This window comes from Scytonema sp. PRP1 (genome assembly GCF_036697665.2).
Classification (GTDB): domain Bacteria; phylum Cyanobacteriota; class Cyanobacteriia; order Cyanobacteriales; family Nostocaceae; genus Kalymmatonema; species Kalymmatonema gypsitolerans.
Genome location: NZ_JBAHYJ020000056.1, coordinates 11,946 through 24,884, shown reverse-complemented (window position 1 = coordinate 24,884; position 12,939 = coordinate 11,946). Strand labels below are relative to the sequence as shown.

The following is a 12,939-nucleotide window of genomic DNA, read 5'->3' as shown; positions in this document are numbered from 1 at the left end:
CTTACTCACTCTCAGCTACAGAGCTGACCAAAGTCAAGTCCGATGGGCGCTCTGTATCATTTTCACCCAGGTACTCACCATTCTGAATTTCCAGGATAATCAGCGGAATAAACCCTGGGTTTTCTACTTTATGCAGCGCTGCAGGAGGAACAAACGTTGACTCGTTTCGATTAAGTACTCTTTCTTCGTTACCACAACTCACCTTTGCAATACCAGAAACTATGATCCAATGTTCACTACGGTGATAATGAATTTGTGGTTTAATGCTGTGCTTAGGCTTGATTTCAAGACGATTAATTCTATAAGTCTCTCCTTCCTCTATGAGTTCAACTTTACCCCAATATCGGATATCTGAATGTGAAGAAGATTGATTGACATTTGGCAAAACATTATTTTCATTGTGAGTCATAACTAGATTCTCAACTAGACAACCATCACTACTGTTCGGCAATATGTCGGTTAAAGGGACGGGTATTGTGATAATTTGTAACCAACTACAAACCTCCGCATGGAAAGTTCAGCAATCAAATTAGAAACTCGATACTTCATACATTGTATACCCAGCTTCTAGAGGATTTTAACTCTCATCAATTAAAAATACAAGGTTTTAATGGTGCGAAAAAAATATTAAATTATAATAATTTTTGTAATTTGAGAATATAAACCACCAATAAGAATTAGCTTGCTTAACGACCGATTTGTCAAGGATAGTAGTGAACCAAATTTCTTAATTTCTCTGGAAGAATATGTGTTAATGCTAATAAAAAAGGATATGATCTTACCGACTATAATTTTAGGGGTTAGGCGGAAAACGAGTACAGAGCTAAAAAAACGTTGATTGAGAAAAGTTTCTTATCGTTTAGCCAAAGAAAAAGTTATTCCATAAAGACACAGTGTTCCACAACCACATCTTGAAAACCGTGGTGTAAATATACTTCAATATAATTCAATACGGTTCAGTTAAGGTTGATGTGTCAAAATCAGGTGTGTAGAGACGAGAGGTGGCGCGTCTCTACATTGTTTTCCTGATAAGGGTTCTGGTCTTATCACCAAGCGTATTGCAATATAATTACTTGTTGGCATTTGTCTGGAACAGTCTTAGTTTGACAACAGATAACTGCAAAAGCTTTGCACGCGCTTGTATTTAACTGAGAATCCACGTACCCATAGCAACATTTCGCTGTGCTGGAATGACGTGTACTGCATTTATATGTAGTGAAGAATCCTGCCTACTAATACCGTTTCTTTATGAAGCTTTACAGCTAGGTTAGCAGGTTGTAGGGTGGGCAGTGCCCACCTTTTTTGGCTAGACCAACGTCAAGTCCAATGGGCGCTCTATATCATCCTCTCCCAAGTACTCACCATTTTGAACTTCCAGAATAACTAGCTCAATAAATCCTGGATTTTCTACCTTATGAAGGGTGGCGGGAGGAACATAAGTTGATTCATTTCGATTCAGTAATATTTCCTCGTTACCACAAGTCACCTTTGCAACACCAGAAACTACGACCCAATGTTCACTACGGTGGTAATGAATTTGTGCTTTCATGCTATGCTTAGGCTTGATTTCAAGACGATTAATTCTATAACTTTTTCCTTCTTCTATAAGCTCAACTTTACCCCAGTATCGGATACCTGAATGTGAAGAAGATTGATTGATATTCGATAAAGTACCATTCTCATTTTGAGTCATAGCTAGATTCTCCACTAAACAACTATTGCAGCAGAATTCATATCTGCTTTCATCAGAAAATTTATAGCACTTATTGTAACAATTTTGACTTTTTACTGAAGTAATTATGTTTCGCTACTGTTCAACCCAATCTATATATTGAGTAATTTTGGAGAGGAAAGAGAGTGACTTGTCCGCAACACCAAATAGCGATTGCCCTCGTGCTTCCCAGTGCCCTGAGTCCCTCCGCTTACACAAATGAATTCTTGACATGAAAAAATGACGAGCAGTAACATACTTTTATGACTTAAATAGTGCATCGCCCGTTGGGAGTAGATAACAACATCTCGCTCTGGATCGTCTAGCGCTTGCTGTAAGGCATTGAGGGCGTCGGGATTGCCGCGCGTTGCTTTCGGGCATCGCCCCTCTTGCGTCTACGTTAATAGGTAATTTTTGAGCGTGACAGGAGTAGTGATCAGATTTCGTTCTTTGTTTTTCTAAATCAATGTTTTATAAAATGTCAGGGATTGTTTTATATTGCTGTAGCCGATTTTCTCATAGAAACAGTGAGCCTCTTTACGTTTAATGGGTGAATTTTTGGGAACGAGGATGGCTTCAGCCTTGGGACTCCAAGCATCATAAGCAACATAAACCAAGGGAGTACCTCCAGCTTGAGCAAATAAATATACCTAAAGTTTGTATAACTAAGAGAAAACCCATAGGTGTCTCAGGCAAATCTAAGTTCATGGAGCAAACAGGAAGCAACTTATGACAGATGATACTATTCAACAACAAATTACTTACTATAGTGCTAGAGCCGAGGAATATGATGAATTGTTCTACAGAGCTGGAAGGTATGATCGTGGGGAGGAAATCAACCAGCGTTGGTTCAATGAAGTTGCTGTGGTCAAAAACGCATTATACCAGATTGGTGCGGTAGAAAACATCTTAGAGTTAGCGTGTGGGACAGGTATTTGGACGCAGAAACTTTTAAAAATTGGCAAGCACATTACAGCGCTTGATGCTTCCCAAGAAGTGATTGAAATTAACCGCAGAAAGTTAGGTGCTGCTAACGTAGACTATGGACTTGTCGATTTGTTCTCATGGGAACCAGATGCTGAATATGATTTAGTATTTTTTTCCTTTTGGTTGTCTCATGTACCGCCAACATTAGTTGATTCTTTTTTCGCAAAAGTCTATAAATCGGTTCGTGTTGGTGGACAAGTTTTTATCCTTGACTCTCGGTTTGAACCAACATCGACAGCTAAAAATCATATCCTAGAAAACAACGGCGATATTTACATCACACGAAAGTTAAATAATGAGCAAGAATTTAAGATAGTTAAAATTTTTTATCAGCCGGAAGAACTGCGGGACAAGCTAACGCAAGTAGGATTTCATGCTGATGTGAAGGTGACAGATAATTATTTTATTTATGCAAAAGGTATCAAGTGAAATGCGTTTTAATTGAGAAAGTGATTGAGCCAAGCTAGACAGGATACGTACCCTAAAAGAGTGTCAAAGTTCTTTACTAACGCTGTTGACAACTTTGAGGAACTTGCGCAACACTGGTATTTCTTCCTCACCTCGCCACACCACCGCAGTTTCGATTAAAGGTGTTTGTTGCGCGATCGCTCGATAAACGACTCCAGTACGCTGAAGATTTTGCAAAGAGGACGGCACAATTGCAATTCCAATTCCGGCTGAAACCAGTCCTATGATCGTCTGCATCTGGATCGCTTCTTGTCCTACCTTGGGAGTGAAATTGCCTTGCTGACAAAGAGCCATAATCTTGTCATAGAGTCCGACTCCTAAATAACGAGGAAATAAAATAAACTGCTCATTCGCTAATGATTGGACTGCGATACTTTCTTGTTGCGCTAAGGGATGAGTTTGGGCTAACGCTACAATCAGAGTTTCTTGCTGAATGCACTCCCAATTTAGGGTGTCATCTTCTAAAGGTAGATGCACAAAGCCAACATGAATGCGGCGATTGCCCTTAGGGGCAGTGCGCTCCGCGCAATCGCGAAGTGCTTGCTCTTGTTCAGCCGTTGTTAACTCCTGCAACACCAATTCTACCTCTGGAAACTGTTGCCGAAATTTTTGCAGAATACCAGGCAATAAATCATAAGTGACTGGACTGATAAACCCTACCCGCAATTGTCCGATTTCTCCTCGTCCCGTACGCTGAGTCACCTGAATTGCCACTTCCAAATGCGCCAACAGTTGATAAGCTTCTCGTAAAAATACCCGTCCAGCCTCTGTGATTTGCACCTGTCGCTTAGTTTTGCGATGAAACAATTCGACTCCTAATTCTGCTTCCAACTGCTGAATTTGTTGGCTCAAGGGTGGTTGAGCTATGTGCAGTCGCGAAGCCGCTCGACTGAAGTGCAGTTCTTCAGCCACAGCAATAAAGTAACGCAGATGTCGCAGTTCCATAATTTTGATATTTTAAAAGTTTCAAATACAAACAAATATATATTGGACATCTGAAAACGGTCTACTTATGATGCTCATACAACAACAATTCAGGAGTCAAAACGATGCCCAAGAATTACACTCCAGGCTATTCAACCAATGCAACTGAGTTTATGATGCATCGCACAGCGGAATTTCATGGAGCGTTTTTCATGCCTTATCTGCGTCCAGGGATGAAATTGCTCGATTGCGGTTGCGGTCCTGGTACGATAACTTTGGGTTTGGCGCAAGCAATGTTTCCTGGTACAGTGACGGGAATTGATCAGGAAGCCTCTCAAATTAGCATTGCTCAGGAAAATGCTACAAAGCAAGCGATCGATAATGTTGATTTCATCGAGGCAAGTGTTTATAGCTTACCCTTCGCTGATAATTCCTTTGATGCAGTCTTTTCTCATGCTTTATTCGAGCATCTTCAACAACCTTTACAGGCGCTGCGGGAACTGTTGCGAGTTCTCAAACCTGGAGGGGAGGTGGGGATTCGCAGTCCAGATTGGGGAGGTTTTTTGATTGCGCCTTCTACGCCTCAATTGGAGCAAGCAGTTTCGTATTACAAGTTTCTTCAACAGCACAATGGCGGTAATGTCTATGTGGGCAGAGAGTTACGTGCTTTGCTACGACAAGCTGGGTTTACTCAAATCAAAGTTTCTGCTTCCTACCAGTGCTATGAGCCGTTAAGTTTGATTACAGAATATTTGGCATTGCGAATTGAGGCTTCTGAAAAGGTTGAGCAAGCGGTGGAAAAGGGATGGGCTGATGTGCAATCAATTACGATGATGAGCAAAGCTTTGCGGGAATGGAGCCAGCACCCAGATGGATTTTTTGCTCAAACCTGGTGTGAAGTGGTAGGTCAAAAAAGTTAACTTTGCTGATAGTTGCCAGCGTGCAAATATCACTGGAATCTTCCCTAGTTCTTCCCGATTTGTCTCTAGATTAAAATCAACATTAACTAGATTAAATTGATTGCCTATAGAATTTCTCGAATTTAAGTAAACTAAACAAGTTTTTGTGATAGATTTTGCGGCAATTCATTGGCATGGTTAATGACTAAGTGGATGAACTTACAGGAGGAAGACAATGGGACAATACAGAAATCATTTACCACAATTATCAAGTGGCTTATTCATCAGTGATGGTGGCATTGAAACCACACTCATCTTTCATGAAGGATGGGATTTACCTGACTTTGCAGCCTTTGATTTGCTGAAGCATAAGGCAGGATACCAGGCGCTGCAAAAATATTTTCGCACCTACGCCAGCATCGCCAGAGAGTATCAGGTGGGATTGATTCTTGAAAGTGCAACCTGGCGCGCTAACCCGGATTGGGGTACTAAACTTGGTTATAACCAAGCAGCACTGGCACAGATGAACCGCAAGGCGATCGCGCTACTCCATGAAATTCGTCAAGAATACGCGACGGAAACCTCCAGGATGGTGATTAGTGGTTGCATCGGACCGCGTGGGGATGGCTATGTTCCATCGGCAATTATGACTATCTCGGAAGCTGAGGCATACCACCGCCCCCAAATTGAAACCTTCCGGGATGCGGATGCTGACTTGGTTACTGCTATCACTATGAATTATGTCGAAGAAGCGATCGGCATTACCTGTGCCGCCCAGTCTGTTGGGATGCCAGTGGTGATTTCTTTTACAGTTGAAAACGATGGTAAGCTACCAACGGGGCAGACGTTACAGGATGCCATACAGCAGGTCGATGCTGCTACAGATAATGCACCTGCCTACTACATGATCAATTGCGCTCATCCTACCCATTTTGCCGACTTACTCACAGAGAGTAAAGCGTGGGTGAGCCGCATTCGCGGTATCCGTGCCAATGCTTCTACTAGAAGCCATGCTGAACTGAATGAAGCGGTAGATTTAGATGAAGGGAACCCACTGGAATTGGCTAATCAATACCGTGAGATGATAAATAAATTACCCCATCTCAACATTTTGGGTGGTTGCTGTGGCACCGACGATCGCCATATCACAGCTATTTGCGAAGCCTGCCTGCCAGTACTATGGAACCACATCTCCAACAAACGGCTATTACGGAACACCTGAGAGTGCTTTGCTAAAGGCAACTCGCTCTGTTGCCGCTTTTTAGAGAATTGGTAGAATTTACCGACTATGCGATCATAAATAGTGCAATGAGCTAGTAAAGCTTACTATGAAAATACGGTTGTTTCGCCTAGAGGATACAGAACAGATAGCACGCTTATTTCACGAAACAGTACGTGAAGTTAATATTAAGCACTACTCAAACAATCAAGTCAAAGCATGGGCTCCAGATAATATTTATTTTAGAGACTGGGCAAACATTTGTTCACAACGATTTACTTATGTTGCTGATGATCAAGGAGTCATTGCAGGTTTTGGCGAGTTAGAGTTAAACGGGCATATAGATTGCTTTTACTGTCATAAAAATTATCTAGGGATGGGTATTGGTAAAAAAATTTATTCTGCAATTGAATCCAAAGCTTATGAATTAAGGATTAATCGCTTGTACGTTGAAGCAAGTATTACTGCCAAGCCGTTTTTCTTGCACATGGGGTTCTCCATCATCAAGGAGCAGCAGGTGGAACGTAGAGGAGAACATTTCGTAAATTATGCAATGGAGAAGTTTTTGGAGAAGTTTTTAATCCCTAGCTAATTGATTGGTTATTGAATCCTTACTTGTTGAACATGGAAAAATTCAGACAGGTTGCTATTGTGGGAGGAACCCACGGAAACGAATTCACAGGTGCATATCTCATTAAAAAATTTGAGAAATTTCCAGAACTAGTTAAAAGACCTAGCTTTGAAACACTGGTAATGCTTGCTAACCCGCAGGCTTTTCAAGCGAACAGGAGATATATTGACAAAGACTTAAACCGCTGCTTTTCTATAGAAGACTTGAATAATTCTCTAGAGTCTTCCCATGAACAGGATAGAGCAAGATTCATCAATAAAGTTCTGGGACCAAAAGGCAATCCGCAAGTTGATTTTATCATGGATTTGCACAGTTCTACAGCTAATATGGGACTGAGTATCGTCCTTTTGGATGACAACCCATTTAATATAAAATTGGCAGCTTATTTGAATTCAATCGAACCTACAGTGAAAATATACAGTTGGATTGAACCAGAAAAAGAATCATCTTTTTTAAATTCTATACGTGACAAAGGTTTTGGTATTGAAGTTGGTCCCATTCCACAGGGAACTCTCCAAGCAAGTCTGTTTCAAAAAACTGAAGAGCTTATTCATGCCATTCTGGATTATTTAGATAAATATAATCAAGGCGAAATTCCACAAGTCAGTCATAATGTAAGTATTTATCAACATTTAAAAGTCGTGGATTATCCTAAGAATGAAAATGGGGAAATTGAAGGCATGATTCATCCTCAGCTTCAAGGTAGAGATTATGAGGAATTGAAACCAGGCGACCCTCTGTTTATCACTTTTGATGGCAAAACTATTTACTATGAAGAAGAATCATCGGTCTATCCCGTGTTTATTAATGAAGCTGCTTATTATGAAAAGGGAATAGCAATGTGTTTTACAAGGAAAAAGCAGGTATCAGAGTAAAAATTGTTAGTCAGTGCTGATGACGGGACGCAATTGCATTGAGATGAAAATCGTTACGAACTTGTGCAATCTTGTACTTAGTGATGTGCGATAAGACTTGAAGCCTTCATATTCAGAGGGAGATGCAAGAATGCTGTGCGTGGATGATTTGGTGACACTGGATGCCTTTCGGCAGCTTCCGCAAGCGCGACTGGCATGGGTATGCGATCGCGTCAAACCTATCCATTTGCTCCAAGGAGAAATACTCTTTCCAGAAGGTGACAAGAGAAGTACAAGAGGCGTGTTTATTTTGGCTAAAGGACGAATGAGCATTACTCGTTTGCAGGATGGAGTTGAAATGCCCATTGGACAGCACGATGCTCCTAATTATTTTGGGGAAGTTCCGGTGTTGACCGAAGAACCAGCACTAGTAACCATGCGAGCCGTAACCGACTGTCAGTTTTACGAAGTTGCTGCTGCTGACTTCCTAACGCTGCTGCACGAGTGTCGTGATTTCGAGCGAGCTGTCTTTCGCACCTTTCAACAACGGTTGCGGGGTCTGGAGTCCTTTATTCGCGTTCGCGAGAAAATGGCTGCACTGGGAACTCTGGCTGCGGGATTAGCTCATGAACTCAACAATCCGGCAGCTGCCCTTGTGCGATCGCTCAATGGGATTATTCCAGCAATACAGGAACTGGAGCGGATGAACCTGATCTATGGGCAACGCCAAGTAGCGCCTGAAGATACCCAACGATGGCTAGCAGCGCGAGATGCTGGGTTTGATGCTATTGCCAATAATCGTGTTGACCTGATTAGCTTAAGCGATCGCGAAGATGAACTGTTGGAATGGCTAGAAAACTACGGAGTTAACCAAGCGTGGAAACTAGCAGCACCTTTAGCAGCCGCAGGAGTCGAGATTCAGACTCTTGAGGAACTGACTCAGCCCTGGAAAAATGACCCCACAGAACTGCGTGATCAAGGACTTCGCTGGCTGGCATTATCCTTTGAGGTCTTGTCTATGATTCGTGGCGGACTACGTGGAGCTGAACGGATTGCTACGCTTGTCAGTGCAATGAAATCCTATACCTATCTAGATCAAGGCGCACAACAAATTGTCAACATCCATGAAGGACTAGAAGACACGTTGCAGTTATTCTGCCATAAGCTGAAATACGGTATTACGGTGCATCGCTCCTACGATCCTTCCCTTCCCAAAATTTTAGCCTACGGCAGCGAACTTAATCAGGTCTGGACCAATCTCATTGACAACGCCATTGACGCAATGAACGGTCAAGGCACCTTGGAAATTACCACATTCTCTAAACCAAATCATGTCCGGGTTGAAATTATCGATTCAGGTTCAGGCATCCCAGCAGATATCCAATCCCGCATCTTTGAGCCATTCTTTACGACCAAACCCGTAGGTAAGGGATCGGGTCTTGGCTTAGAAACTGTCCGGCGAATTGTAGAAAATCGTCATCGCGGCAGCATTTTAGTTGAGTCTGTCCCCGGAAGAACTTGCTTTACCGTCTGGTTGCCCACTCATTAACAATTCAAAATTCGCTCATTCAAAATTCAAAATTCAAGACAGTTTCAGTCGGGGTTGAAATCCCCGTTTGAAACTGAGATTACCTATAGACAAAGGGGTCTTAAACCCCCTAATTTACGATAACGTTATGAATTTATGAAAAGTTGTACTTAGGGCAGAAGTCCTGAAAGAGTTTTTGCTAATACCAATTCTCCGTAAACTTGCACTTAATAATTATTCCTTCTTCCTTCGTGTTCTTTGCGTCTTTGTGGTTCGTTTAAAAATATTAAGTGCATCTTCATACCGAATTGGTATAAGATAATTTACATTAATTTATATTCTGTTTCATATTGTTTCAGAATGTGCGTCTTTTAGTAAAACCCATATGAAGGCTGTTATCAACTCGCAAACCCCACAAGTCACTCGGTTATTTTCTAACCTTGAACTCTATGGCAGTAAACTCAGTCATCAACCGGGTAGTATTTTAGGAAGTACTGCACTTATTGCTGGAACGACGGTTGGTGCTGGTATTCTGGCTTTACCTGCCGTGACTCTGCCATCTGGCGTTGTGCCATCGACAGTTCTACTGATTGCTGTTTGGCTTTATGCTTTAGTCTCTGGTCTTTTGATTGCAGAAGTGACTTTGAACACGATGCGTCTTGTGGGACGTCCGAGTTTAGGTTTGTTAACGATGATTGAGAGGACGCTTGGGAAGCTGGGTGCGCGGGTTGCTGGTGGCGCGTATCTGTTCTTGCACTACGCCTTGCTTGTAGCGTATGTTGCCCAAGGTGGAGAGATTTTAATATCTGCGGTTGAAAAAGTGTTAGGTGTGCAGAACATTCTGCCTCCTTGGGTAGGGACAACCACCTTCACTCTCTTATTTGGCGGCATCATGTATCTTGGGCGAGAAAAGTTTGTAGAAAAATTAAACAGCGCGTTTGTGGCAATTGTCCTTGCTTCATTTCTCGGACTGTTGTTGCTGGGAACAACGCACGTTAACACTTCCTCTTTCTCATTTCAAAATTGGAGTGCGCTTCCTCCAGCCGTTTCGGTGATGTTTGTGGCACTGTTTTATCATAATGTAGTGCCAACGGTTGTGACTCAACTTGAAGGAGATGCCCGTAAGATACGTCAATCCATCTTTATTGGTTCTGCGATTCCCTTGGTCATGTTCTTGGCTTGGAATGCCGTGATTTTGGGAAGCGTCAGTCCCGATATGGTACACGGTACCTCTGGTAGCACAACTGTTTTTGATCCACTGCAAATGTTACGTAGTGGAGGCGCGGGAGAATGGTTGGGAGTGTTAGTGTCCATTTTCTCTGAGTTTGCGATCGTCACATCATTTATTGGGTTTGTGTATGGTTTGCTGGATTTCTTCAAAGATATTTCACTTGTTACACAGGGTGAACCGTCTAAGCGCCTACCGCTTTATTCACTGATTCTTTTTCCGCCTATGAGTCTTGGGGCGCTCAATCCCAACATTTTCGTGGCTGCTTTAGACTATGCTGGAACATTCAGTGTTTCAGTTTTAGGAGGGATTATTCCTGCGTTGATGATTTGGAAGCAACGTCAAGAGCAGGAACAATCAAATGGCATGAGCCAACCGCTTGTTCCTGGTGGTCGGGTGACGCTGATTGTGATCATTGGTGTTGCGTTGGTTTTGATAGGGAAACAAGTTGTGTCAATGTGGGGTTTATTGGAACACTGATTATTTGGACTAACGCACCTGTTAGAGCGTCGAGCAAGAAAGAAATGTTGACAAAAAAAGATAGTAATAGTATTGGTGGTAGTGAAAACAAGGAATTAGAGGCGTACCGATCGCTAACCTACCTGAGTTCTCTGGGGTGGGTTAAACGACAACCGTCCCAAAAACCTGATCAGGTCAAAAATTCACCTTTGTAATGCAGTTGAATCTTCTATTCTTATCTTTAAAGATGCACTCTTATTTTGTGAAAGGAAAATGTTGGCTTTTTCTTTATGACTTTTGCTAACAAAAAAGAAACTTTGCCTCCCGGTAGTTTTGGTTTCCCTCTTCTTGGAGAAACACTTAGTCTGATAAACGATTCAAAGTTTCTCGAGAAAAGGCAAAAACTCTATGGTCCAATTTTTAAAACTAAAATATTTGATCGTCCAACAGCTGTCATGGTTGGTTATGAAGCCAATCAATTCATTTTTTCCAGTCATGCAGATCATTTTTCCACTGAAGGCTGGCCAGATAACTTCAAAGCTTTGTTTGGCAAGCAGGCTCTTATATTTCAAGAAGGGGAAGAACACCGACGCAGTCGCAAGCTGCTGACGCCGACCTTACATGGTTCAGCGCTTGCCAATTATCTCGCTACTATTGAAGAGATTTCTCTGACCTATCTACAAGCCTGGGAACAAATGGAAAGCGTGACTTGGTTTCCAGAGCTAAGGAAGATGACGATTGAGATTGCTTGCCAACTATTGCTTGGAAGTAAATCTCGAGAGGATAATGAGCGATTATGTCAGTGGTTTCTAGAAATTACTGCAGGACTATTATCGTTACCAACTCCTTGGTCTTGGACTCCCTTTGGTAGAGCTCTCCAAGCCCGTAAGCAAACTCTAGCTTATATCGAAAAAGCTATGGATTTACGGAGAAAATCGCCTACCAAAGATGTATTGGGAATGTTGATGGAAACAAAAGATGAAAACGGTAAAGGTTTGAGTGACGATGAAATAAAATCTCAAGCTTTTTCTCTTTTTATTGGAACAATTGCTAATACGGCATCAATGTTGACCAGCTTATGCATGGTACTCGCTCAGCACCCAGATATTTTGGCGAAAGTTAAAGATGAGCAACAACAAATAGTTAACGAATCTCCTTTAACTCTTGAAAACCTGAAACAGATAATCTACCTTGATCGGGTTTTAAAAGAAATTGAGCGCTGTTACCCGCCAATCCCCTCAGGTTACCGGAGAGTACTCAAACCTTTCGTATTTAAAGACTATTACATACCGCAAGGCTGGAATGTAATGTATTCTATCATCGGTACTCACAAAGACAGCCGAATTTACTCCGAACCAGAGCGCTTTGACCCAGATCGTTTTGCTCCAGAACAAATAAGTAATAAAACTGTAGACTATAGTTTAGTTGGATTTGGAGGAGGAACACATAGCTGTATAGGAATAGCTTTCGCCAAAACACTTATTAAAGTGTTTGCTTCACATCTATTAGGAAAATATAATTGGGAATTGCTACCAAACCAAAACTTAACTTTCAAGGTTATCCCAATTTTGCATCCTCACTCTGGTTTAAAAGTTAAAATCTACAAAGTATAATCCTCTTTAGCTTTTTAAAGCCCAAAGATGACTTATGCCGATTTTTTTGACTTTTGCAAGAAGTCTAATGTTGTCGATAGCTAGGCATATTCGTCTGTTGCCTTGCTTTATGATATCAAATTACATTGAGCTTGCACAGAATGTTAAAACTTTAAGATGGTTATCAATCAAGGGTAATCACAATGCAAGTGATTTTTTATTCTATGCAGCCTCATTGTAAAACAATATAACTTTATTGCGCTGCTTTTGACTAAGCTCTGGGTTCTACGGAGAGGTGCAAGATCTGAGTCAAGCAGATTTTTCTGCCAAAATCTCTATATTTGATAAATAAAGTTAATGCATATATTAAATTAATATTTTTTTTTAATAGGTCTTAACTGTCCTTGCATTTTTATTATTAGTCTGAGAAATTAACAAA

Annotated in this window: 12 protein-coding genes; 9 read left to right on the top strand and 3 right to left on the bottom strand. The window is 41.5% G+C overall.

Features of this window, described 5'->3' with window-relative positions:
* Position 1 precedes the first annotated feature (1 nt).
* Entirely contained in the window at positions 2-409 is a 408-nt protein-coding gene (locus V5G28_RS11055) for a phosphomannose isomerase type II C-terminal cupin domain (RefSeq protein ID WP_332987444.1), read from the bottom strand.
* Positions 410-1,306: 897 nt separating this feature from the next.
* Positions 1,307-1,693: a phosphomannose isomerase type II C-terminal cupin domain gene (locus tag V5G28_RS11050; RefSeq protein WP_332987443.1), complete on the bottom strand. Its 387-nt coding sequence runs from the start codon at positions 1,691-1,693 to the stop codon at positions 1,307-1,309.
* A 747-nt stretch (positions 1,694-2,440) separates the two neighbouring features.
* On the opposite strand from V5G28_RS11050, the gene V5G28_RS11045 reads away from it, so the two are divergent.
* On the top strand, positions 2,441-3,127 hold the full coding sequence (locus V5G28_RS11045) for a class I SAM-dependent methyltransferase (protein WP_332987442.1): 687 nt from the start codon (positions 2,441-2,443) through the stop codon (positions 3,125-3,127).
* 63 nt (positions 3,128-3,190) lie between these two features.
* Here V5G28_RS11045 and V5G28_RS11040 read toward each other — a convergent pair whose 3' ends face one another.
* Positions 3,191-4,111, bottom strand: coding sequence for a LysR family transcriptional regulator (locus V5G28_RS11040; protein ID WP_332987441.1), 921 nt, complete (start codon positions 4,109-4,111; stop codon positions 3,191-3,193).
* 104 nt (positions 4,112-4,215) lie between these two features.
* Between V5G28_RS11040 and V5G28_RS11035 the strand changes: the two genes are divergently transcribed.
* The 8 genes from V5G28_RS11035 to V5G28_RS11000 all read left to right on the top strand — a co-directional run bounded on the left by V5G28_RS11035 (position 4,216) and on the right by V5G28_RS11000 (position 12,521).
* Positions 4,216-5,010, top strand: a complete 795-nt coding sequence (locus tag V5G28_RS11035; RefSeq protein ID WP_332987440.1) for a methyltransferase domain-containing protein — start codon at positions 4,216-4,218, stop codon at positions 5,008-5,010.
* A gap of 214 nt (positions 5,011-5,224) precedes the next feature.
* On the top strand, positions 5,225-6,211 hold the full coding sequence (locus V5G28_RS11030; protein WP_332987439.1) for a homocysteine S-methyltransferase family protein: 987 nt from the start codon (positions 5,225-5,227) through the stop codon (positions 6,209-6,211).
* A 106-nt stretch (positions 6,212-6,317) separates the two neighbouring features.
* Positions 6,318-6,800, top strand: a complete 483-nt coding sequence (locus V5G28_RS11025) for a GNAT family N-acetyltransferase (protein WP_332987438.1) — start codon at positions 6,318-6,320, stop codon at positions 6,798-6,800.
* A gap of 32 nt (positions 6,801-6,832) precedes the next feature.
* The gene (locus V5G28_RS11020) at positions 6,833-7,714 is read left to right on the top strand and encodes an aspartoacylase (protein ID WP_332987437.1); all 882 of its coding nucleotides are present in this window, start codon (positions 6,833-6,835) and stop codon (positions 7,712-7,714) included.
* A 130-nt stretch (positions 7,715-7,844) separates the two neighbouring features.
* Entirely contained in the window at positions 7,845-9,242 is a 1,398-nt protein-coding gene (locus V5G28_RS11015) for a sensor histidine kinase (RefSeq protein ID WP_332987436.1), read from the top strand.
* Positions 9,243-9,606: 364 nt separating this feature from the next.
* A complete protein-coding gene (locus tag V5G28_RS11010) occupies positions 9,607-10,929 on the top strand; it encodes an amino acid permease (protein ID WP_332987435.1) in 1,323 nt (440 codons plus the stop codon).
* A 44-nt stretch (positions 10,930-10,973) separates the two neighbouring features.
* Positions 10,974-11,123, top strand: coding sequence for a hypothetical protein (locus V5G28_RS11005; RefSeq protein WP_332987434.1), 150 nt, complete (start codon positions 10,974-10,976; stop codon positions 11,121-11,123).
* 75 nt (positions 11,124-11,198) lie between these two features.
* Complete coding sequence (locus V5G28_RS11000; RefSeq protein WP_332987433.1) at positions 11,199-12,521, top strand: cytochrome P450; 1,323 nt, start codon at positions 11,199-11,201, stop codon at positions 12,519-12,521.
* Positions 12,522-12,939: the final 418 nt, after the last annotated feature.

What these genes read in the sequence shown, in the direction of transcription:
- V5G28_RS11000 (WP_332987433.1), top strand. Translation starts at nt 11,199, where the DNA reads ATGACTTTTGCTAACAAAAAAGAAACTTTGCCTCCCGGTAGTTTTGGT.
- V5G28_RS11050 (WP_332987443.1), bottom strand. Translation starts at nt 1,693, where the DNA reads ATGACTCAAAATGAGAATGGTACTTTATCGAATATCAATCAATCTTCT.
- V5G28_RS11045 (WP_332987442.1), top strand. Translation starts at nt 2,441, where the DNA reads ATGACAGATGATACTATTCAACAACAAATTACTTACTATAGTGCTAGA.
- V5G28_RS11010 (WP_332987435.1), top strand. Translation starts at nt 9,607, where the DNA reads ATGAAGGCTGTTATCAACTCGCAAACCCCACAAGTCACTCGGTTATTT.
- V5G28_RS11025 (WP_332987438.1), top strand. Translation starts at nt 6,318, where the DNA reads ATGAAAATACGGTTGTTTCGCCTAGAGGATACAGAACAGATAGCACGC.
- V5G28_RS11020 (WP_332987437.1), top strand. Translation starts at nt 6,833, where the DNA reads ATGGAAAAATTCAGACAGGTTGCTATTGTGGGAGGAACCCACGGAAAC.
- V5G28_RS11030 (WP_332987439.1), top strand. Translation starts at nt 5,225, where the DNA reads ATGGGACAATACAGAAATCATTTACCACAATTATCAAGTGGCTTATTC.
- V5G28_RS11005 (WP_332987434.1), top strand. Translation starts at nt 10,974, where the DNA reads ATGTTGACAAAAAAAGATAGTAATAGTATTGGTGGTAGTGAAAACAAG.
- V5G28_RS11015 (WP_332987436.1), top strand. Translation starts at nt 7,845, where the DNA reads ATGCTGTGCGTGGATGATTTGGTGACACTGGATGCCTTTCGGCAGCTT.
- V5G28_RS11035 (WP_332987440.1), top strand. Translation starts at nt 4,216, where the DNA reads ATGCCCAAGAATTACACTCCAGGCTATTCAACCAATGCAACTGAGTTT.
- V5G28_RS11055 (WP_332987444.1), bottom strand. Translation starts at nt 409, where the DNA reads ATGACTCACAATGAAAATAATGTTTTGCCAAATGTCAATCAATCTTCT.
- V5G28_RS11040 (WP_332987441.1), bottom strand. Translation starts at nt 4,111, where the DNA reads ATGGAACTGCGACATCTGCGTTACTTTATTGCTGTGGCTGAAGAACTG.